We start from the raw sequence: 22054 nt of genomic DNA, 5'->3' as shown, positions 1-22054 counted from the left end.
TTGTTATCATGCGTCTTTCACTACGTCAGCTTTCAGTCTCTTGTGTTGCGCTGACGGGGCTTCTGGCCACCTCAGCGCATGCACAGTCAGCACCAGCATCGTCATCTGGCAGTCAGGTTAAAAAAGTTTCCAAACCGTCTGCTCAGGCACGGAAAAAATCCTCTTCGGGTAATGGGTTAAGCTCTTCCGTTCTGGGGCAATATACAGGTGGCACAGAAGAAATTTCTGTAACCAGCCATTCCGTCTCTTCAACCGGTGTGACCAATCGTACGCCCGGTGGCGGATTGATGCCTCACCAGACGGCGCCACGCTCACAAAGTGGTGTGACGCGGGATTTCATTGCCAAGCAGGCTCCCTCTTCAAACATAACGTCTCTGGTTGCAGATTTACCGGGGGTTACCGTCACCAGTCAGGACCCGTTCGGGATGACGGGGGATCATCTTCAGGTCCGCGGGCTGAATGAAACACAGATGGGCTATCTGTTTGAAGGTGCGCCGCTGGCGGACCCCATCAACTACGCTCCTTACACCTCAACGCTTGTTGATTCTGAAAACCTTGGTTCGGTCACGGTCTCACAGGGCGCCCCGGATCTGAATGCGCCGTTTTATAACGCTGTGGGTGGGCAGATTACCGCTACAGCGCTCAACCCGTCGCATCGGGCGGGTGGGTTTGTTGACCTCGGTGGCGGGTCTTACAGCTATAATAAGGAATTTATCCGTCTGGATACCGGGGATATCGGCAATTCCGGCGTGCGTGGCTATGTCTCTTTCTCGCACACAGGGTATGACAATGGGGCGCGTGGGCCGGGTGGGCTGCTCCGGTATCATGTGGATTCAAAATTTGTGAAAGAATGGGGTGATGGCAACAGCATTTCCGCAATCTTCTCTTATAACAAACAATCCGCGACGTCCTGGCGTTCCCCCACAAAAGCACAGTGGGACCAGTATGGTGTTGGCTTCTCCTACGACAAACATTTTGCTCCGGGCGAGTCCACATACTACAAGTTGAACCAGCAGAACCTGAATCAGCAGCTTGTTGTTCTGCCAATGCACTTTACGCTGGCGGATAACCTGCATCTGCATGTTTCGCCCTATTATGTGCATCAGTTTGGCCCGTCTCTGGGCGGCGAAAATATTCCGGCCTCCGGTGGATATTTTGGCACGCAGCAATATGGGGATCTGAATGTCGGCACGCCGGTCAACGGCAGCATTCTTACCTCCAGCCGTGACCCGTGGAATCAGAAAACCGGCGGTGTGAATGTGTCCGCCGACTGGCGTCTTTCCAAGAGCAATACGCTCTCTTTCGGCTGGTGGTATGCCTATACCACGCATGAGGAACTCTCTGACTTCCGCCCGGTCTATGCCGATGGCAGCGGCTGGTCTGGGGATGTCATCCGTGTGGGCGGTAAAATCCTTACCGGGTATGACCTGAACTTCATGCAGCAGGTCAATACGCTCTTTATTGCGGATACGCAGAAGCTTTTGAATGACAAGCTAACCCTGAGCGCAGGTTTCCGTGTTGCTATGGTGTCCCGTCAGGGCACAAACCTCGTACCCGGTGCGGATCCCTATAAAATGCAGGGAAACTATTTTGAACCACTCCCGCAGTTTTCTGCGAGCTATATGATCACGCCTAAAGATCAGATTTATATCAACGGCACGACCTCTTTCCGTGCACCGGAATCCGTGGAAGCCTATTCGCAGATTTTTGATCCAAATTCTGCCCACGCCACCATGCAGCCGCAGAGCCTGAAGCCGGAATATTCCATCAGTGAGGAAATTGGTTATCGGCATCAGGGGAAATTCTATAATTTCTCAATGTCTCTGTTTAATATCAACCTGACCAACCATCAGGTGACGTCTACCGGGTATATTCCCAACACGAATATGATGGTGGCATCCCCGATTAACATTGGTGGCCAGACATCCCGCGGCGTGCAGGCGGAATTCGGGCTGGCACGCTGGCATCACTTCAGCCCCTATCTGTCCGGCCAGTTCCTGCATTCCACGTTTGATAACAACTTCAATACCGGGAGTGGTTATTTGCCAACGGCCGGGAAAATTGCGGTACAGGCTCCTAAATTTACCGGTGCTATTGGTCTGAGCTATGATGATGGCCGGTTCTTTGGGAACTTTGATCTGCGTTATGTGGATACCCAGTATACTACCTTCATGAATGATGAAAAAATGCCTGCCTATGTCACCTCGAACCTGACGCTGGGTTATCGCATGAAGTCATTTAGTTATTTGAAACATCCGCAGATTCAGCTCAATCTGACCAATATTGGTGATAACCACTATCGGTCCGGGTCAAGCTACACGGCAAATGCGCATCCGCAGGTGACCTCCACAGGGGCTATCGCTGCGGGGAGTGCGCCGGTCTATTATGTGGGTGGGGTTTTTGCCGCTATGGTCTCGGTCTCTTCCGGGTTCTGAAGAGGCGCGGCAGGGCAGAACGCTTTGCCTGAGAAACAGGTCGATTGGGGCCGGAGTTTGTCTCCGGCCCGTTGCTGAAGGAGTGCGGCGTGCTGAGGTTTCCGATTGCAAGTCCGGCAGGTGCTTATGGCTGGCGGCCCGTGCTGATTATGGCAGCCCTGTTTTTCAGTATCGGTTTTGTGACCTGGTTGAACGGACCGCTGATCACCTTTGTCCAGATTGCTTTCAATCTGAGTGACGTGGCGTCCTTTCTGGTGCCTGTCTGCTTTTATCTGGCCTATCTTGTGTTCCCGCTGCCTGCCACGCTATTGGCGCGGCGGATTGGCTTGCGGCGCGGTCTGGTGGTCGCGCTTGCGATCATGGCCGCTGGCACCTTGCTGTTTGGGGAATGTGTTAATGGCCGCTGGTATGCCGGGGCTCTGAGTGGGCTGAGTGTCATCGGTGCAGGTCTTTCTCTCCTGCAAATTACGGTTAATCCTTACGTCAGTCTGCTGGGTGACCATGACCGTGCTGCGCAACGCATTGCCATCATGGGGATTGCCAACAAATTTGCCGGGATTGTCGCTCCGGTTCTGTTCGCGCTGATTGTCATGCCGGATGTGGGGCAGGTGGTGGCCAATATCAGCAACACGCCCGCAGGCCCGGTGCGTGATGCCGTTCTCACGCAGTTTACGCACGCGGTGCACGTGCCCTACCAGGTCATGGCAGGGTTACTGGTGCTACTTGCCATTCTTGTAGCGCGCGCACCGTTGCCGGAGATTACTCTTGATGCCGAGGGCCCGCAGGATGCGCCAACACGTAAGGCAAAGCCGGGCTGGCTGATCACCGGTGTGTTCGCCATGTTCCTCTATGTCGGGGTCGAGGTGATGGCCGGGGATGCCATTGGCCTGTTTGGTCATGCTTTTGGGTTATCTCTGGACATTACCAAATATCTGACAGCGCTTACGCTGGCCTCCATGATGCTGGGATATCTGGCGGGCATGCTCATTGTGCCGCGCTTCATCAGTCAGGATGCGTATATGCTCACCTGCTGTGTTCTGGGTATTCTCATCTGCCTTGTGGCTCTTGTGGCGCCCGGTCTCATCCCGGTTTTCTGTGTTGCCCTGCTGGGTTTTGCCAACGCCATGATTTTGCCAGCCCTTTTCCCCATTGTGCTGGCAGAGGCCGGGTCTGATGGCGCAAAGGCAACTGCTTTTCTGGTTATGGCCTATTCCGGTGGTGCTGTGCTGCCGCAGATTTTTGTCCACATTGCCCCCATACTGGGGAATTTGCATGCCTTTATGGCGCTGGTCATTCCGGCGTATCTGTTTATCGCCGGATGGGCCCTTGCCCTGCGTGCCAAAACAGGCGCGTCTGCTCCAAAATCATTGATTACTTCGGTTGGAGACTGATTTTTTATGAAAATCGTCATATGTTCCGATGCAGCTCAAACAAGGCGGCTGGCGGCACAGGTTCTTGCACAACAGGTTAAAAGCAAACCGACATCCGTTCTGGGGCTGGCAACAGGTCGCACCATGGAAGCTATTTATGCCCAGCTGGCGGAAACGGCGCAGCAGCAGACTTTGGATTTCAGCCGTGTCACAACCTTCAATCTGGATGAGTATATCGGTCTGACGGCGGATCACCCCCAGTCTTACCGCTATTATATGCAGACCCATCTGTTCCAGCTGATCAATATTCCAGTGGTTAACACACATGTTCCGGACGGTGCTGCTGTGGATGTGGAAGCTGAAGCACAGTCTTACGAAGGCCGGATTTCTCAGGCAGGTGGCATAGACCTCCAGCTGCTGGGGCTGGGGGAGAACGGCCATATCGGGTTTAATGAACCACTTTCCGCTCTGAACAGCCGCACCCATGTGGTGACACTGGCGCAGGCCACCCTTAGACAGAATGCCGGGATGTTTAATAGCGATATGGAGCAGGTGCCAGCACGGGCGCTGACCATGGGAACCGGCACCATTCTGGACGCACGGGAAGCCCTTCTGGTGGTCACGGGGGAGGCAAAAGCCGATATCGTGGCGCGGGTGATTGAAGGGCCCGTCAGTGCGTTGGTGCCGGGGTCTGCTTTGCAACTCCATCCGCATTGCCTGGTGCTGCTGGATGAGGCCGCCGCTTCACGCCTGACACAGCGAGACGCCATTCTCTGGCAGATGCAGCATGATCCCGAGCTGCGCACATTTCTTTCTGCTTAAAGCAGAACACAAGAGACGCACGGCCAGCTAACGCAGCACCGTTGTTCAAAAGAATAGGACGCAGCATGACAAAACAGAGTTTTTCAAAATTTCGTCGCGTGCTTTTGGGCAGCGCCGCTGTTCTGACGCTGGCAGTGGCTCCGGCCTACGCCGCCACGCAAGGTGTCGCGCCGGTGGCATTCTCTGCCGGTGTTGCGACGGCGACACCCGCTCTTATGCCAGTTCCGGCGTCTGTCTCTTTACCTACTGGCGCGTTGCCGCTGAATGGCGGCATGACCATCCTGTGGGACCAGAAACCGTCAGTCCTGCTCAGCCGTGCTGCGGATCGTTTTACACATCGGATTGATGCACTTGCCGGGCGTGTTCTCCCGCAGCAGAAGGATCTGGCTGGACCTGTTGCCAGTATTCCCGTGCATATTCAGGTGGGTGAAGACCGGGATGCGCTGACGGTCCATGCTAAGGAAAATTATAGCCTGCAAGTGAATGCGTCCGGCGTAACGCTAACGGCAGAAGGCCCGGATGGGGTCCTGCATGGGCTGGCAACGCTGGCGCAGCTTGTGACACGCGGCGAGAACGGGCCGCAGCTGGCGTTTGCTGAAATTACCGATAGTCCGCGCTTCCCCTGGCGCGGCATCATGATTGATACATCCCGGCATTTTATGGCGGTTTCAACGCTTCAGCGGCAGCTGGACGCGATGGAACTGCTCAAGATGAACGTGCTGCATCTGCATCTGAGTGATGGCACCGGGTTCCGGGTTGAGAGTAAGAAATTCCCGGAGTTGACGGAAAAAGGCTCGCACGGCCAGTATTACACGCAGCGAGAGTTGAAAGATCTTGTGGCTTACGCGGCTGATCGCGGGATTCGTATTGTGCCGGAGTTTGACGTGCCGGGGCATGCACTGGCATTCCTGCTGGCACACCCTGAACTGGCGGCGCAAAGCCCGGTTAATCCTGAGCCTAAAAACAAGAACAATGCCGCGCTGGACCCGACGATACCCGGCACGCTGCGCTTTGTCCGCAAGCTGTATGCAGAAATGGGTAAACTGTTCCCGGATGCCTACTTCCATTCCGGCGGGGATGAAGTGGACCCCAGAGAGTGGATGAAAAATCCGAAAATTGTTGCCTATATGAAGGACAATGGCTTCGCCACGCCACAGGCTTTGCAGGCGCACTTTACGGCAGAGGTTCAGAAGGTTCTTGCCGATCAGGGTAAAGTCATGGTCGGCTGGGATGAGGTGAGTGAAGCACCTATTCCCAAGGACGTTGTTGTGGATGTCTGGAGAAGTTCAAAATTCCTGGCATCTGCTTCCGCTGATCATCACCCGGTGATTGTCTCGGCTGGCTATTATCTTGATCTGCTTCAGCCTGCGGCCCAGCACTATCTGGTGGACCCGTATGACCCGGCCGCAAACGGCATCACGCGTGAGCAGGCGGACAAGCTTCTGGCTAAAGGTGGCCGGCCTGATCTGGTCAATGCCTTCCTCAAAGAACCCGCTCCGGCTCCTCTGACAGACGAGCAGAAGCAGTATATTCTGGGCGGGGAAGCGCCTCTGTGGTCTGAACTGGTCACGGACGAGATGCTGGATGCCCGTTACTGGCCGCGTGCTGCTGCCATTGCCGAGCGGTTCTGGTCTCCGGCCTCTGTGCGGGATGTGAACGATATGTATCGTCGTCTTGCATTGGTGGACACGGAATTGCAGATTACCGGCCTGCAGGCAAAAGCCAACACGCACCGGATGGCGCTGCGGCTCTCACCCGGCAATGCTGACCCGGTGGAGTGTCTGGCGAGTGCGACGGTGCCTTTGCGCAATTATGTCATGAATCGCTATGTCAGCCATCGTGACAATGCACTGGATGAAATTGGGGAAGTCACATCTCCCGATCCATTCCCGGCTGTGCGGTTCAGCATGCTGGTTGATCAGTATGTTGCCGGGGATCATTCCGTGGCACCGGCTTTGAAAGCCCAGATGCAGGTCTGGCGGGATAATGATGCTGCCTTCCAGCAGGTGGCGACGGCGCGTGGCCTCTCAGAAGCAATCCCGACCTCTCATAACCTTGCAGTTATGGCCGGAGCAGGGCTGAATGCTCTCAATGGGCATAAGAAGAAACTTTCCTCTGCTGACAAGACAATTTTTGATCAGGAAGACACACTCATCAACAGCTCGGCCGATGTCTCCGGGTCTTTCTCCGGCACCAGCTTCCCGCCGGGTGGACTGATGATTGTGGCGGAGCCGGCTCTCAGGAAACTTATCGGTCTGTAAGGTCTGTTTTTCGGGCTTTGCTGGATGGCAAGGTCCGGAGATATTATACGTCAGCTGCGGGGAACTGGTCTTCAAGGCTCATATTTTCCCACTTGCGGCAGGCTGTGCGAAGAATTTTTACAAAGCGCGATACCAGCGGCATGTTCTGGCCGGAGCGAATGGCAACGGCTAGTGTGGCGCGTGGCGCAGGTTCGCTCAGGGTGTGGAATGTCACACCCCCCGCATGAATCTGGCTGAGCGAGCGGGGCACAACAGACACGCCTAGGCCCGCTGCAACCAGTGGCACTGTGCCAGCAATCTGTGGGGCCTGCTGCCCCATGGGGGGCGTGACCCCTGCCAGCTGGTAGGCGGAAAGAATGGCGTCATGAAACCCCGGACCCAGTTCACGCGGGAAGATAATCAGCGGGTCCTTGGCGACCATATCCAGACTGATAACAGGATGATGCGCAAGCCGGTGCCCGCGTGGCAGGGCGATCACGGTGGGTTCATCCAGCAGATGAAAAACGGAAAGACGAGTCGGGTCCGGCACGGGTGGGCGGATAATGGCGAGATCTGTGCTGTGGTCGTGCAATGCGGCACATAAAGCAGGCGTATTGCTTTCTTCCAGAGAGAGCGTCACGTCCGGCGCACTTTCCCGAAAGCGGCGGATGGCCAGCGGAATAAGCGGCAGAAGCGGCACAGCCCCCGCCAGCCCCAGCCGGATATGTCCCAGCTCACCCCGGGCCAGCCCGTGTGCGGTCACCAGAAACTGGGCCTGCAGGTCCAGAATGGTGCGGGCGCGGGGCAGGAGGGTCGCGCCAATTTCGGTCAGCTTCACACCGCGCGTCTGCCGTTCAAACAGGGCGACGCCCAGTTTTTGCTCCAGCTGCTTGATCTGCTGGCTGAGGGGCGGCTGTTCCATCCCCAGCTCTTCCGCAGCCCGGGTAATACTGCCGTGGTCTGCCACGGTTACAAAGTAACGCAGGTGTCTGATATCCATATGCCATATTTATAGGATATGGATAATGCGTTCAATATATATTGGAAGACTAGATCCCGCTGTAATAACGTCTGTGTCATTGAGATCAGCAACAATGAGTTTGGAACAGTGCGCAGCATGAAGAACAGCCCGGTGGCAGACATGGACGTTCGGTCTTCTGCACTCGGAAACGGTGTGGGTAAGAAACCCGTCGCCAACCGTCTTTATCAGACCTCCACCATGGCCGCTCTGCTGGATGCCGTGTACGATGGCGAAACTACGCTGGACGAAGTGCTGCATCACGGCAATTTCGGCCTTGGCACGTTCAACGCGCTGGATGGCGAAATGATTGTGACCGATGGTGTCGCACGTCAGTTCCGTGCGGAAGGGCAGGCTGCTGAGGTTCCCGGTTCTCTCAAAACACCTTTTGCCTGCGTGACATATTTTGAGCCGGAAAAAACGCTCAATATCGACACACCGCAGACAAAAGAAACGTTTGAAGCACTGGTCGACCAGTTGGTGGGTAATCCCAACCTGTTTGGTGCCGTTCGCTTTACGGGCCAGTTTGAGCGGGTCGATACGCGCACGGTGTTCTGCCAGTGCAAGCCCTATCCGCACATGCTGGATGTTGTGAAAAAACAGCCCACCCTGACCATGGAATCCGTGACCGGCACCATGATCGGCTTCCGCACCCCGGTTTATATGCAGGGTGTGAACGTGGCGGGCTACCATCTGCACTTCCTGACGGAAGACCAGAAACGCGGTGGTCACGTGACGGAATACCGGCTGGTGCGTGGCCAGCTTGAGGTTGCCGTGATCTCCGATCTTGAAATTCAGCTGCCGCGCACAGAACAGTTTGCAAAAGCAAACCTTAATCCTGAGCATCTGAGTGAAGCTATTCGGATTGCCGAAGGCGGCTGAAGCTTTTTTTGACCACTGCGCCCCGTGTGCAGTGGTCTTTTTGCAGGACTTAAAGAAATGACCAAGCCTTCTGATCACGCCGCACAATGCGGTGCGGAGCTTATTGTCAAAAATCTTGTGGCACATGGCGTAACCCATGTTTTCGGGATTCCCGGTGCCAAAGTTGACCGTCTGTTTGACGCGCTGGTTGATTCCCCCATTGAAACGGTGGTGACACGGCACGAACAGAACGCAGCCTTTATTGCCGGTGGCCTTGGCCGTCTGACAGGTAAGGCGGGTGTGGCAATTGCAACGTCCGGCCCGGGTGCGTCCAATTTTGTGACAGGTCTGGCAACGGCAAATTCAGAAGGGGACCCGGTTCTGGCCATTGGTGGTGCGGTGAAGCTGGCTGACCGGCTGAAGCTGACGCATCAGACCATGGATACCGTCAGCCTGTTCAAGCCGATCACCAAATACAGCGTGGAAATTACCAACCCGCTGGCGATTTCTGAAGTTATGGCCAACGCTTTCCGCTTTGCAGAAAGTGGCCGTCCGGGTGCGTCTTTTGTCAGCACGCCGATGGATGTGCTGTCCATGCCGGCTGATGCGCCTGTGCTGGCGGACCGTGCTGTGCCAAAAAGTGGTACCGCTGCAGCGGAGGCGATTGCAGAAGCTGCTAAACTGCTGAAAAACGCCAGGCGTCCGGTAGTTCTGCTGGGCCTGCTGGCCAGCCGTCCGGATGTGGCGGAAGCTGTGCGTGCTTTTGTGGCAACCACGGGCGTGCCGGTTGTGGGCACCTATCAGGCTGCTGGTGCGGTCTCGCATGAACTGGTGGACCGTTTTGGTGGCCGCGTTGGGCTGTTCCGCAACCAGCATGGTGATCAGCTTCTGCATGAAGCCGATGTGGTTGTGACCGTGGGCTACAACCCGGTGGAATATGATCCCTGGCTGTGGAACGTGAATGACGCCCGCAAGATCATCAATATTGATATTGTTGCGGCTGAACTCGATAACGCTTTCGTCCCGGTTGTTGAACTGGTGGGTGAAATCCCCCCGACGGTCAAAGCCCTTGCGAAGGAAGCAGGCAAGCTGGCCCGTGCGCCGGAACTGGAAGCCATTCTGGAAGGCTACAAGGCTGCCCGCTCCGGTGCGCTGCGTGATGCCCGCAGCACGAGCAACACGGCGGTGCATCCGCTGCAGATTGTGCGGGAGCTGGAACAGATTGTCACACCGGATGTCACGCTGTGTCTTGATATGGGCACGTTCCATATCTGGCTGGCGCGGTATCTGCTGTCCTTCCGTGCGCGTCAGGTTCTGATCAGCAATGGTCAGCAGACCATGGGTGTCGGCCTGCCGTGGGGCATTGCTGCCAGTCTGGTAAACCCGGCTCAGAAGGTCATTTCCATCTCGGGTGATGGTGGGTTCATGATGTCCAGCATGGAGCTGGAAACAGCTGTGCGCCTGAAATGTAACCTGATCCACATGGTCTGGATTGATCAGGCCTACAACATGGTGGAAATGCAGGAGAAGAAGAAATATGGCCGTGGGTCCGGTGTGGACTTCGGGCCGATCGACTTCGCCATGTATGCAGAAGCCTGTGGCGCCAAGGGGATTACCGTCACATCCGCTGATGGCGTTGGTAAGGCTCTGAAGGCCGCCATGGATATTGAAGGCCCGGTCGTGATTGCTGTGCCGGTTGATTACTCCCAGAACCACCTGCTGATGAAGCCGCTGGCTCAGCTTGGGGAAACTTCCGCAGCAGCCTGATAACTTTCAGAGCAGAAATCTGTTTCTAACTGTTTTAATGTGGCGCTTTCTGTTATAACAGAAAGCGCCATATGCAGATTAAGGGCTGATTATGCAGGAAGATCATCATCTTTGCCGGACTTCCGGGCGTGAGTGCCCGTTGGCAGAGAGAGTCTGCGCTGTTCCCTCTGGTGTTGAGGGGCAGTTACCAGATGACAGATGGGGTGCCATAAAGGGCGATGCTGCCTGAGCGTTCAGGCAGACAGGTCTTTGCAGGGCACAACAGAAGGATAATCGGAATGCAGATTTCATCGCTTGATGCAGCCGGGCAGAGTGGCATGCGGCGCGGGGCAGCTGTGTTGCTCGAAATTCTGCGCAGTGAGGGTGTTGACTATATTTTTGGCAATCCGGGCACAACCGAATTGCCACTGATGGATGCCCTGCTGGAAATCCCGAACGTCTCCTATATTCTGGGCCTGCAGGAAGCCAGTGTGGTGGCCATGGCAGATGGCTATGCACAGGCGGCTCGCAAACCCGGCTTCCTGAACCTGCACACCGCCGGTGGGCTGGGGCATGGTATGGGCAATTTGCTGAATGCCAGTGTTTCCCAGACGCCGCTGGTTGTCACCGCTGGTCAGCAGGATTCCCGCCATACTATTTCCGATCCGCTCCTGTTTGGGGATCTGGTGCAGATTGCCCGTCCCGCCGTAAAATGGGCGCAGGAAGTGGCCCATGCGGACCAGTTGCCTGTTCTGCTGCGTCGCGCTTTTCACGACTCCATGGCTGCACCAGCCGGACCGGTCTTTCTCTCCCTGCCCATGGATGTGATGGAAGAAATGAGCGGGGTGGATATCGGTACCCCGTCCGTTATCAACCGCTCCTCTGTGGCAGGCGGGCTGGACGATCTGGCTAAAGCTCTGACGAGCATCGCGCCGGGTCGTATTGCCTTGATTGCGGGCGATGAAGTCTATGCGTCCGATGCCGCAGCAGAAGTGGCTGCCGTTGCGGAATGTCTGGGAGCCCCGGTCTTTGGGTCATCCTGGCCGTCTCGTGTGCCGTTTCCTACGGCGCATCCGCTCTGGTGTGGAAATCTGCCAACGCAGGCCACAGCTATTTCTGAACGTCTAAGCGCCTATGATGCGATTTTCGCACTCGGTGGCAAATCGCTCATCACCATTCTCTACACGGAAGGCCCCGCTCTGCCGCCGGGCTGCTCTGTGTATCAGATGTCATCCGATGTGCGTGACCTTGGCCGCACCTTTAACACGCCGCTCTCTGTTGTGGGGGATATCAAGGCCTCCCTGCAGGCGTTGCTGCCGTTGCTCCGGAAAGCTGCAACGCCGCATCAGGCAGATTATGCCGCACAGGCCGAGCAGGTGGCGCAGGCACGGCGTGCCCAGCGGGCCGAAGCTGTGGCGGAAGCCAAGGCCCGGCGGAACGAGGCCGCTATCCCGCCGCGTGTGGCGGCATGGGAGGCTGTGCGTGCTATTGGTCCGGATGTCGCGATTGTGGATGAGGCGATTGCTACGTCCTCCGACGTCCGGCTGTTTCTGGAAAGCTCATGGGCTGGCCAGTATTCTTTTTTGCGCGGTGGTGCTCTTGGCTGGGGGATGCCCGCAGCCGTTGGGGCTTCTCTGGGGTTAGGGCGGGACCGTGTGGTCTCTCTGGTGGGGGATGGGGCTGCGCTCTATTCCCCGCAGGCCATCTGGACCGCCGCGCATGAAAAACTTCCTGTCACGTTCGTGGTGATGAACAATCAGGAATATAACGTTCTCAAAAACTTCATGAGACAACAGAAAGATTACCTTTCTGCACGTGAGGGAACATATCCGGCCATGGATATTGTTAATCCGAGTATCGACTATCAGGCCATGGCGAAATCCATGGGTGTGCCATCCTGCCGGGTGACACGCGCTTCTGATATCGCACCCGCCATTGAGGCTTCGCTGGCTTCCGATGGCCCCTCTCTTGTTGAGATCATGATTACAACAGGCTGAAAACCTGTTCTACCGTCGGGGGTTTGCATGAAAATAGGTCTTTTTATTCCGTGTTATATTGATGCGTTTTATCCAAACGCGGGTATTGCCACGCTGGAACTGCTGGAAAAGCTGGGGCAGGACGTGGAATACCCGATGGATCAGACCTGCTGTGGGCAGCCCATGGCCAACTCGGGCTGTAATTCGGACGCCGCCGCAGCAGAAGCCCTCTTTGTGCGCAACTTTGCCAAGTATGATGCCATTGTCATGCCGTCCGGCAGCTGCACACACCATGTGCGGGATAATTTTGACGCCATCCCCCAGACGGAAGAGGTCAAGCACGTTCGTAAAAACACCTTTGAGCTGGTCGAATTTCTGCACGATATTCTGAAGGTTGAAGAGTTTCCCTGGGCCGAATTCCCGCACAAGGTCGGCCTGCATAACAGCTGCGGCACCCTGCGTGCCCTGCGCACGGCCAGCATGTCCGAACTGGGTGAGCCGTATTTCTCCAAGCCTATGGATTTGCTCACCAAGGTTAAGGGTATTTCCTTCGCAACCCCTAAACGCCCTGATGAATGCTGCGGCTTTGGCGGCACGTTCTCGGTAACGGAAGAGGCTGTGTCTGCCCGTATGGGGCTGGATAAGGTGAAGGATCATTATCAGGCCGGTGCGGAATATATTGTCTCGGCGGATACCTCCTGCACCATGCATCAGCAGGGTTGTGCAGAACGTGGCGGTGTGCCTATCCGCTTTATTCATATCGCTGAAATTCTGAACGGAGCGCGGTCATGAAGGTCAAACCCGTCAATCACGCTAGGGCGGCGGAAGAGTTTCTGGACGATGCCCCGCATCTGACCTTCCATGATGAGCGGCTGTGGGACATGCGCCAGAAGCGCGACCAGCAGATGCATCTGTTGCCGGAGTGGCAGGAACTGCGCAGTCGGGCCTCCGCCATTAAAGAGCACACGCTGGCCAATCTGCCCGAATATCTGGAGCAGTTTGAAGCTAATGCCAAAAAGAACGGCATTCATGTTCACTGGGCGGCGGATGGTGCGGAACATAACCGCATTGTTGGCGAAATTCTGGAAAAGCATGGCGCAAAATCGCTGATCAAAAGCAAATCCATGGTCACGGAAGAGTGCGACATGCGTGCTTATCTGGAACCGCGCGGCGTGACCGTGACGGAGACAGATCTGGGCGAGCGTATTCAGCAGCTTGATGGCCAGATGCCGAGCCATATTGTGGTGCCCGCCGTGCATAAGCTGGTACCAGATGTGGCGAAGATTTTTGCCAAAAATTACAATACCGACCCGAACGACGACAGCCCGCAATCTCTGGCGGAATCCCAGCGTATGGCGGCCCGCCCGGTTATTCTGACAGCCGATGCCGGGATGACGGGTGGTAACTTCCTGGTGGCGGAAACCGGCACCTTCGTGGTTTGCACCAACGAGGGCAATGCGGATCTGAGCGCTACCGTTCCCAACCTGCATATTGCCACACTGGGGATTGAGCGCATTGTGCCCCGCATGGCGGATATGGGCGTGTTTATCCGTCTGCTGTCCCGTAGTGCTCTGGGGTCTCCCATCACACAGTACACCACGCATTTCCGTGGCCCGCAGAAGGGCGGCGAAATGCATATCGTGCTGGTGGATAACGGGCGGTCTGCGCGTCTGGGGATGGAAGAGTTCTGGACGTCGCTTAAATGCATTCGTTGTGGCGCCTGCATGAACACCTGCCCGGTGTATCGTCGTTCCGGTGGTCTGTCCTACGGTGCCGTTTATTCCGGCCCGATTGGCGCGATTATCGACCCGACCTTTAACGAGCGGAAATACAGCACGCTTCCGTTTGCTTCCACCATGAACGGGAGCTGCACAAACGTCTGTCCGGTTAAGATCAACATTCACGAGCAGCTCTATAAATGGCGTCGTGTGCTGGCCGAACATCATGAACTGCCGTTTGTGAAACGGGAAATCATGCATATGGCCGGTAAGCTGATGGGCCAGCCGACCCTGTACCGCACGGCTATTAACGGCACGGAAGTCGCTCTGAGCACCCTGCCGCGCTTTGTGCTGTATAACTGGCTGAACCCGTGGGGCAAACATCGCGAGCTGCCGCATCCGGTCAAGCAGACCTTCCATAGCTGGTATAAGAAAAACCGCCTTAAAGACAAAAAAGAGTCACAGGGAGGGAAATCCTGATGAGTTCCCGCGACACAATTCTGGCAACGCTCCGGGCCAACCGCCCGGACCCTGCTGCGCATGAACTGCCCCCCGTTGCCGTGCTGGGTGATATGGATGCCGGTAAAGCGCGTTTTGAAGATGCGCTTCAGCTTCTGGGCGGGCAGATTCTGCTGCCGCAGGAAGGCGATACGCTGGCAACGGCCATTGCCCGGCGCTTTCCAGATGCCAAAATCATCTGCTCCGCTGTGCCGGATTTTGAAGGCACCATTCGTCTGGAAGATGTGACGTCTCCGCAGCAGGCAGCTGCGACGGATGTGCTGGTGGTGCGCAGCCCGTTCGGGATTTCAGAAATGGGCTCTATCTTTTTGAGTGAAGCCCAGCTGAACAGCCTGAATTCTGCGGCTCATCTGACGCAGCATATTGTAGTTATTCTGTCCGAGAAAAATCTGACAGCCAATATGCACACAGCCTATGTCGAGCGGCCGGAATTCCATACGGCAAACTACGGTGTGCTGATGACTGGCCCGTCTGCCACGGCAGATATTCAGGGTGTGCTGATCCGTGGTGCGCAGGGTGTGCGTTCCCTGTCAGTCTGGTGGGAATAACACTAGCCTAACGCTCTGAAAAAGCCGGATCGGGGGGAACCCTGATCCGGCTTTTTTTTATGCTATGTTTTTCAGAGAGAGGGCACTGTTTGGCTCACCCATTGACGGGAATTGTGACAATCGTTCCCGGGCTCTTGGTTGTTTTGGAAAGTTCCAGAAGAATTTGCAGCATTGTAAAAGCCAGTTTGCTGTCAAAGTCATTTTCAGAAATATAGTAATATTTCTTATCATACTGGACAGAGGTGAAAGTGTTGTCCGGCACCGTTTTACCAACATGCACAACCACAATCGGTTTTGTCTCACGCCCAATGAGCTGAATTCTGGGCTGGGTGCGTCCGGACGTAATATCATCCTGCGGCACGTCAATCTGATAGGCAATCTGCCCCAGCGCGCCCAGCATGGTGCGGGTCAGAATGCGGATCTGCCCCGGGCGCGGCTGGCCTGCGCCATAGACCACTTCCACACGCTCGTCTTTGGGCTTCATCTGGAAAAAGCGGCGTGTTTCGTAAACCGTTTCTGCCAGAATGGGATTGTCTGTAGAGGAAACGTTTAGGAAAACCCGGTCAAAAGAAGGCGTTTTTCCAGGAATTTCGGCGCTATGCTCAAGCTGAATGCCGAGCAGCCCGGCAACCTGCAACACGCGCAGGTCATGAATGAGTTCAAAAAATTCCGGGGAGCCGCGCCCAACATCGCCGCCAATGGACCCCGCATTGCTGATGAGATTGACCGACTGCACTGCCAGCCGGAACAGCACATCAATCGGCAGGCCACCCATGGCCAGCGGGAGCAGGCTGCCAATCGGCATGGGGCGCAGGAAGCTTTGCGCATAGGCATCCCCAGTGACAGGCTGGAAGGTAAAGGTCGGGCTTTCCTGAAACTGAATCCCGGCATTGCCGCTCGGCCTGACGGGGCTTGCTGTACCAACGCCCACAGCAAAACTCCGTTGTAGCTGATAGCCGGAAATAAGCTGTGTAGTGTCCAGAAAGCCCGGTGTATCGGCATAGCGCAGGCGCACAATATTCAGCAGCGTCTGGCGTTTACCTGCGGTGATAAGCGCGAAGGAATAATCACTCTGATCCTGATCCAGCCGCCGGGACCCGATATTGTAACAGCCGGTTAAAAGCAGCAGGGCGCCAAGCAGGAATTTGGGAGCGGCTTTAAACATGGAGCAGAGATCCGGATGGAGGGAGTCGGGTCTTTGTTTCAGAGAGGCGTGGAGTGGGGCATAACCTTTGGTGGTGTATCCCTGCGGGGCAAAAGTGCCTCGGATATGCTGGGCAGCGTAGTCTTGTCCGGTCTGACACCATGACAAAAAGGGTGCGTGGCATGCGTGCGTGCGGTGGTGTTTTGTCGGGAAAGGGAAAATTCTGCTGCGAGGCTGTAGGCAGAATGCCAACCAGCCTCGCAGAAAGACAGTTAGCCTTTGACGCGTTCAATCTGGGCGCCACAGGCGGCCAGCTTGCGTTCCACAGCTTCATAGCCCCGGTCCAGATGATAGACGCGGCTGAGGATGGTTTCCCCATGTGCGGCAAGGCCTGCCAGAATGAGGGAGAAGGAGGCCCGCAGGTCCGTCGCCATCACCGGCGCGCCAGACAGGCTATGCACGCCGCGGATAATGGCGGAAGAGCCATGGACGTTAATGCGGGCACCCATCCGGTTGAGTTCCGGCACGTGCATGAACCGGTTTTCAAAAATGGTTTCCGTGATCATGGACGCACCTTCGGCCACGGAGAGTAGCGCCATGAACTGGGCCTGCATATCAGTGGGGAAGCCCGGATAGGGTTCCGTCATGATATCAATGCCGCGCAGCGCACCGGTGCGGCGCACCCGCATGGCATCACCTTCCTGCGTGACTTCCACCCCGGCTTCTTCAAACGCCCGGACCACAGCGCCCAGATGGTCCACGCTGCCGCCTACAAGGCGGAGATCTCCGCCGGTAATGGCCGCGGCGCAGGCATAGGTGCCGCATTCAATTCGGTCCGGCATGATCCGGTGTTCCGCGCCGTGCAGAGCTTCGACACCATCAATAATGATGTGCCCGGTGCCAGCGCCGGTAATGCGCGCGCCCATGGCGTTCAGGCAGTCTGCCAGATCCACCATTTCCGGCTCGCGCGCAGCGTTGACAATTTCCGTGCGGCCATGGGCCAGCGTGGCAGCCATCATCAGGTTTTCGGTGGCCCCCACGGAGGCAAATGGCAGCACAATCCGGTCACCCGTCAGGCCGTTGGGTGCGCGGGCGTTGATGTAGCCGTTTTCCAGCGTGATCTTGGCGCCGAGTGTTTCCAGCCCCTTGAGGTGCAGATCCACCGGGCGGGTGCCAATGGCGCAGCCACCGGGCAGGGAGACGCGGGCTTCCCGGCAGCGGGCCAGCAGGGGGCCGAGCACCAGAATGGAGGCACGCATTTTGGAGACGATATCGTAAGGCGCTTCCGTGCTGGTAATCTCACCACCAACAGAAAGCTTTGTCTTGTCACCGTCCACCGTTTCCACGGTCAGGCCATGCTGGCGCAGCAGGGCCTGCATGGTGGCGATATCAGCAATATGCGGCACGTTGGTCAGCACCAGCCGTTCGGAGGTCAGCAGACCAGCAACCAGCAGTTTCAGACCAGCGTTTTTCGCGCCACCAATGGTAATTTCGCCATGGAGGGGGCGACCACCCCGAATAATAAACCGATCCATGGGCTTACATACGCGGCGTGGCAACGCCACGCTGGCCCATATATTTGCCGGAGCGGTCTGCGTAGCTGGTCTCACACGGGGTTTCACCCTTGAAGAACAGGAACTGGCAGATGCCCTCGTTCGCATAAATGCGGGCCGGCAGCGGTGTGGTGTTGCTGATCTCGATGGTGACCTGGCCTTCCCATTCCGGTTCCAGCGGGGTCACGTTCACAATAATACCGCAGCGTGCATAGGTGGATTTGCCAAGGCAGACCACCAGCACATCCCGTGGGATGCGGAAATATTCAATGGTGTGAGCCAGCACAAAGCTGTTGGGCGGGATGATGCACTCATCTGCCTTGCGGGACACAAAACCATCGGGGCTGAAGTTCTTGGGGTCCACAATGGCGTTGTTCACATCCGTAAAAATACGGAAGTCATCCGCCACGCGGGCATCATAGCCGTAGGAGGACAGGCCGTAGGAAATCACGCCTTCGCGCTTCTGGGATTCCACAAACGGTTCGATCATGCCGTGATCCTGCGCCATACGGCGGATCCATGTATCGGGCATCACTGGCATGGTGGCATATCTCCATTATCCGGGTCGTTTTGAGCGGATGAGGTCTGTCGGGCCGTACGTTCATCCGGCCCGGAAGGTGAGGAAGTGGCGTCCGGCTGGCTGATGGGGGCCTCGGCTTCCATCTCTTCTCTGCTGCGCGCCTGCTGTTTGCGTCTGCGCAGGTTGGCTCGCAGGGCGGCAGCCTGACGGGCCGCGCGCTCTGCACGCGCCGTCTCCGCTTTGGGAGACAGTCGGGTGCCGGACGAGGAGGAAGAAGGCGTATCAGTCATGCCAGGATCGCAGAAATGAACGTTCGTCCTGCTGAGTAGCAGAGCGATGCTGCCATGCCTAGGGTCCTGCCGGAGCATTCCCGGCACAAACTGGTATTCTGGCAGGATGCAGTCTGTATCAGGCCCGCATCCTGCTTCTGGTCTCAGTCTTTGTGGTTCATCAGAGGTTGGCGATCAGCTTCAGCCCCGCCATGGCGGCGTTGGGGATACGGTGCGTTTCGCCGGGGTGGATCATGTATTGAAATTCCGGCTGGATCAGAATGCCGGGGAAGGCATCAATGCCGTAATAGGCCTCGATAATGTGAGAACTGTTCTGCACACCATGAATGCTGGACCCCAGTGGCAGACCGGCATCCTGCGCCAGTTGCTGGCTGAGTCGCCGCCGGTGGCTGACATGATACCACGAGTAGAGCACGCCAAACCGGTCCGTCAGGCGGCCAGGGATCATACCGACCATGGAAAAACCGCCATAAGCCTGATCGGAAATGTTCGCAACGTGGGGTGTGGTGTGGACATAGCCCGCCATCAGATAGCCACCGGCCATCATGTTACGCCCGCCCAGACGATACACCATCTGGTCCGCTTCCACCCACATCATGTCGGCCGGGGCAGAACGTGTGCCGCGCCGGACATCCGCTAGTTTGGCGGGATAAACCGAGCTGATCTTGTCGGCATAGCGCGTGGTGTCATGCGCATAACCAATCACGTAATGGCCAGGCATCCGGTTGCGGGTCAAAAACGGCTGCCAGGTGAATTCGATGGGCAGAGAAAGCCCGGTTGTGTTTTCCGCCCCCCATGCCCAGCCGCTGGGGTTGTCCGTCAGCGCACTGACGGAATAGGCCCCGACCTGTAAGGCAGTATCACGCGTAGGGCGGAAGCGCAGGCGCCCACCCCATGTGGCTTTGGGATACACGCTCATGGCCGGATTCTGCTTGAGCCCGACGGGGGCTGAGCAGGTGACCATGAAGGAGCAGAGCAGCGGCGACGTTGCGAACACATGGGTGAGCGACATACGACCAAAGGTGAGGTCCAGCCGGTTCTGCATCATTTTCTTCTCGGCATAGAAATCCACCAGATGCGCGGCCACGTTGCCGGACAGGCTATAGACCTCCTGCAGAGCGACATAATATTCACCCACGCGCCCGTTCTGGATGGCCTTCCCGGCGCGTTCCATGACCAGTGTATGCACGGACCAGCCGTTCAGCCCGGCCATTTTCTGGAGATCGAAAATGGCCTGCAACGTCAGCTCATGCACGTAGCTCATGCCTTTTTCGATGCCGCCGTTCATCAGCCCCATCGCTTCCCCTTTGTAGGAGAAGGAGAAGGTAAAGCCGCGCTTGCGTAACCATTCCCGCATGGGGTCAATGGCCCGCAACAGGTGCCCGGAGCCCGCCGTTGGCACGTAGTACGGGTCATTCAGATCAGAGTCGCGCAGTGCGTCGAGACGAGGCGGGAGCAGGGCAGAGGGGCCTTCGCTCGGCAGCAGTGCGTCCAGCTCAATCTGATGGGCGGAGTTCTTGTCTTCCGACGGCATCAGAGGCGTGAAGCTCATGGTTGCAAAGCCGGGGGTTGGCAGCAGCGGCACACCACTGGGCGGAATAGGCGTATTGGGCGGCCGTCGGATTGCCGAGAGTTCCGGCCCCATGGCTTCCGCATCCACAGGACGGTCTGACATCGGTGGATTGGCGCGCGCCTTGCTGTTCGGGCTGATGATGACGTCCGAGACGGGAGCGACCGGCGTTTGCGTGGCAAGGGGGGCAGCATACGCCAGAGGAGCGCCTGCCTTCAGGCCCAGCAGACCCACCAGTGTTGAGGCAAAACAGAACCGGGCACGCAGTGAGGCACGGCGCGGCGTAGGGCAGCGTGGTCTGTGTGAGATCATATCCGCATGCAGTCTTTTTGATTTTTATGGGGGATATGGACCGGACAAAAACGGCTAAAACCGAGGATGTCCGGGCATCTGAGCCATTCAGGCACGCAGGCATCCAAGCCTGCCGTTGCCTTATGGCTGGCGTAGGAATACGTGCCCGGCAGGCACCTGTACACACGCCATTTTTGCAGACCATAGCTGACGGTCGGCAAGACCAGCAGTCAGCCCGACTGGAGTGCGGGCAGAAAAAGAGGGCAGTCCTTTAATCCGTTCTTCCCGTAAGACAGCATACGATGCCGTCTGGCAGAACGAATGCGGGAAGAGGCATTCTGACATGATAAGGAGACCGTTTCTTTATTGTTATTTAACTGGTCAGTCAGAATTACAATCAGAAAGCCGAGGACCGGTCAACGCGCTCTGTCAGTTATGACAGGATCTTGAGTCTGGAAGAGCGGTAAATTGCGAAAATTGTGGTAAATATATCATATTATAACAAGTTGTTATAACAGATGGCGTGTTCAGACAGGTAAAATGTCCTGCCATCCGCAAGGCGTGGCATGGGCTTGTTCCAGCCCGGTGCGGAATCCGCTGGAACAGAGGGCCTCAAATTCTGCCTCATGCTCATAGGTGGGCATCAGTTTTTGCAGCAAAGCATTCTTGTGGGTGGCGGGGTGGAAATAGATTTCCGAAACACCTTCGGGCAGATGGGCGGCTAAAGCCGCAACGCGATCCGGCGTCATATGGCCGCTCCATGCCAGACCAAAGCACCAGTCATTGGTCGCCATGCCAGCCGAGCGCGCCTGATAGCGGAGCAGTTTTGTCCAGCGGCGGAGGGCGGCATCGCCCAGGGTATCGGTATAGGTGCCTGCCGCGTATAGCGGTTCTGGCGGTTCCAGCGGCACACGCACGGCGCGCAGCCCGTAGCGGCGGCCAATATCAATCATCATGCGGCCCACAGTGGGGTGCAGATGCATGTGCTTGTGGGCGTTGGCATGATCCAGCCGCAGGCCCGTGCGGGCAAAGGCTTCAAACTGCGCAGTAATTTCCGCCGCCAGTTCCTTGCGGCCTTCCGGGCGGAAGAAATAGTCGACACCCAGCCCAAGTTGTGAGGAGGAAAACCAGCCATTCGGGCCGGTGACAAGCGGGAGGCGCTTGTGGGGGAGCACGGATGCGCCCTCAATCACCACAAGATGCAGGCCGACGCCCAGAGTGGGCAGGCGTTTGGCACGCTCAATGGCGTCGTTCGCCGCCGGGCCAGCCACCATCAGGCTGGCTGTGGAAAGCAGGCCATCACGATGAGCGATTTCAATCGCCTCGTTGACTTCAACCGACAAGCCGAAATCATCGGCAGAAATTATGGCGCGCTTCATAGGCTAAAAAACTCTGCCCCCGCGCAGCTAAGGCCGGGCGGGGGCATGATGTGT

At 56.9% G+C, this 22054-nt stretch carries 17 protein-coding genes; 10 read left to right on the top strand and 7 right to left on the bottom strand.

The window, feature by feature from the left end:
- Positions 1 to 8 precede the first annotated feature (8 nt).
- The 4 genes from ACHQGU_RS12835 to ACHQGU_RS12820 all read left to right on the top strand — a co-directional run bounded on the left by ACHQGU_RS12835 (position 9) and on the right by ACHQGU_RS12820 (position 6888).
- Positions 9 to 2435 carry a TonB-dependent receptor gene (locus ACHQGU_RS12835; protein ID WP_395495277.1) on the top strand — a complete coding sequence of 809 codons (2427 nt, stop codon included), beginning with the start codon at positions 9 to 11 and terminating at the stop codon, positions 2433 to 2435.
- 89 nt (positions 2436 to 2524) lie between these two features.
- Positions 2525 to 3826: a glucose/galactose MFS transporter gene (gene gluP / locus ACHQGU_RS12830; RefSeq protein ID WP_395495276.1), complete on the top strand. Its 1302-nt coding sequence runs from the start codon at positions 2525 to 2527 to the stop codon at positions 3824 to 3826.
- Positions 3827 to 3832: 6 nt separating this feature from the next.
- Entirely contained in the window at positions 3833 to 4627 is a 795-nt protein-coding gene (gene nagB, locus ACHQGU_RS12825; RefSeq protein ID WP_395495275.1) for a glucosamine-6-phosphate deaminase, read from the top strand.
- Between the two features lie 65 nt (positions 4628 to 4692).
- Positions 4693 to 6888, top strand: coding sequence for a beta-N-acetylhexosaminidase (locus ACHQGU_RS12820; protein ID WP_395495274.1), 2196 nt, complete (start codon positions 4693 to 4695; stop codon positions 6886 to 6888).
- A 43-nt stretch (positions 6889 to 6931) separates the two neighbouring features.
- Here the strand turns inward: ACHQGU_RS12820 and ACHQGU_RS12815 are convergent, their stop codons facing one another.
- Positions 6932 to 7867 (bottom strand): LysR family transcriptional regulator, encoded by a 936-nt coding sequence (locus ACHQGU_RS12815; protein ID WP_062274845.1) that lies wholly within the window; start codon positions 7865 to 7867, stop codon positions 6932 to 6934.
- 117 nt (positions 7868 to 7984) lie between these two features.
- Between ACHQGU_RS12815 and budA the strand changes: the two genes are divergently transcribed.
- From budA to ACHQGU_RS12785, 6 genes are all read left to right on the top strand, one after another.
- Positions 7985 to 8767, top strand: a complete 783-nt coding sequence (gene budA, locus ACHQGU_RS12810; RefSeq protein ID WP_062141963.1) for an acetolactate decarboxylase — start codon at positions 7985 to 7987, stop codon at positions 8765 to 8767.
- Positions 8768 to 8824: 57 nt separating this feature from the next.
- The gene (gene alsS / locus ACHQGU_RS12805) at positions 8825 to 10513 is read left to right on the top strand and encodes an acetolactate synthase AlsS (RefSeq protein WP_062141962.1); all 1689 of its coding nucleotides are present in this window, start codon (positions 8825 to 8827) and stop codon (positions 10511 to 10513) included.
- 278 nt (positions 10514 to 10791) lie between these two features.
- Positions 10792 to 12489, top strand: a complete 1698-nt coding sequence (locus ACHQGU_RS12800) for a thiamine pyrophosphate-binding protein (RefSeq protein WP_395495273.1) — start codon at positions 10792 to 10794, stop codon at positions 12487 to 12489.
- Positions 12490 to 12516: 27 nt separating this feature from the next.
- Positions 12517 to 13260 (top strand): (Fe-S)-binding protein, encoded by a 744-nt coding sequence (locus ACHQGU_RS12795; protein ID WP_043550183.1) that lies wholly within the window; start codon positions 12517 to 12519, stop codon positions 13258 to 13260.
- The gene (locus ACHQGU_RS12790) at positions 13257 to 14666 is read left to right on the top strand and encodes a lactate utilization protein B (RefSeq protein WP_395495272.1); all 1410 of its coding nucleotides are present in this window, start codon (positions 13257 to 13259) and stop codon (positions 14664 to 14666) included. Before ACHQGU_RS12795 ends, ACHQGU_RS12790 begins: the two co-directional genes overlap by 4 nt.
- Complete coding sequence (locus tag ACHQGU_RS12785; RefSeq protein ID WP_061506107.1) at positions 14666 to 15253, top strand: LUD domain-containing protein; 588 nt, start codon at positions 14666 to 14668, stop codon at positions 15251 to 15253. The genes ACHQGU_RS12790 and ACHQGU_RS12785 overlap by 1 nt, the downstream gene beginning before the upstream one ends.
- Positions 15254 to 15347: 94 nt before the next feature.
- On the opposite strand, the gene ACHQGU_RS12780 is transcribed toward ACHQGU_RS12785, so the two are convergent.
- The 6 genes from ACHQGU_RS12780 to hpnK all read right to left on the bottom strand — a co-directional run bounded on the left by ACHQGU_RS12780 (position 15348) and on the right by hpnK (position 22000).
- Positions 15348 to 16418, bottom strand: coding sequence for a hypothetical protein (locus tag ACHQGU_RS12780; protein WP_062248449.1), 1071 nt, complete (start codon positions 16416 to 16418; stop codon positions 15348 to 15350).
- A gap of 251 nt (positions 16419 to 16669) precedes the next feature.
- Complete coding sequence (gene murA, locus ACHQGU_RS12775; protein ID WP_062141957.1) at positions 16670 to 17932, bottom strand: UDP-N-acetylglucosamine 1-carboxyvinyltransferase; 1263 nt, start codon at positions 17930 to 17932, stop codon at positions 16670 to 16672.
- Positions 17933 to 17936: 4 nt separating this feature from the next.
- On the bottom strand, positions 17937 to 18491 hold the full coding sequence (dcd, locus tag ACHQGU_RS12770) for a dCTP deaminase (RefSeq protein ID WP_043550190.1): 555 nt from the start codon (positions 18489 to 18491) through the stop codon (positions 17937 to 17939).
- Positions 18482 to 18760, bottom strand: a complete 279-nt coding sequence (locus ACHQGU_RS12765) for a hypothetical protein (RefSeq protein ID WP_395495271.1) — start codon at positions 18758 to 18760, stop codon at positions 18482 to 18484. Before ACHQGU_RS12765 ends, dcd begins: the two co-directional genes overlap by 10 nt.
- Before the next feature lie 160 nt (positions 18761 to 18920).
- A complete protein-coding gene (locus ACHQGU_RS12760) occupies positions 18921 to 20642 on the bottom strand; it encodes a carbohydrate porin (protein ID WP_395495270.1) in 1722 nt (573 codons plus the stop codon).
- A gap of 506 nt (positions 20643 to 21148) precedes the next feature.
- Positions 21149 to 22000 carry a hopanoid biosynthesis-associated protein HpnK gene (hpnK, locus tag ACHQGU_RS12755; protein ID WP_395495269.1) on the bottom strand — a complete coding sequence of 284 codons (852 nt, stop codon included), beginning with the start codon at positions 21998 to 22000 and terminating at the stop codon, positions 21149 to 21151.
- Between the last annotated feature and the right edge of the window lie 54 nt (positions 22001 to 22054).

The sequence above is a fragment of the Acetobacter sp. KSO5 genome (assembly GCF_044094635.1).
Taxonomy (GTDB): domain Bacteria; phylum Pseudomonadota; class Alphaproteobacteria; order Acetobacterales; family Acetobacteraceae; genus Acetobacter; species Acetobacter cerevisiae.
Note: the sequence above shows the minus strand (reverse complement) of the source record. Positions and strands in the feature narration are given on the sequence as shown.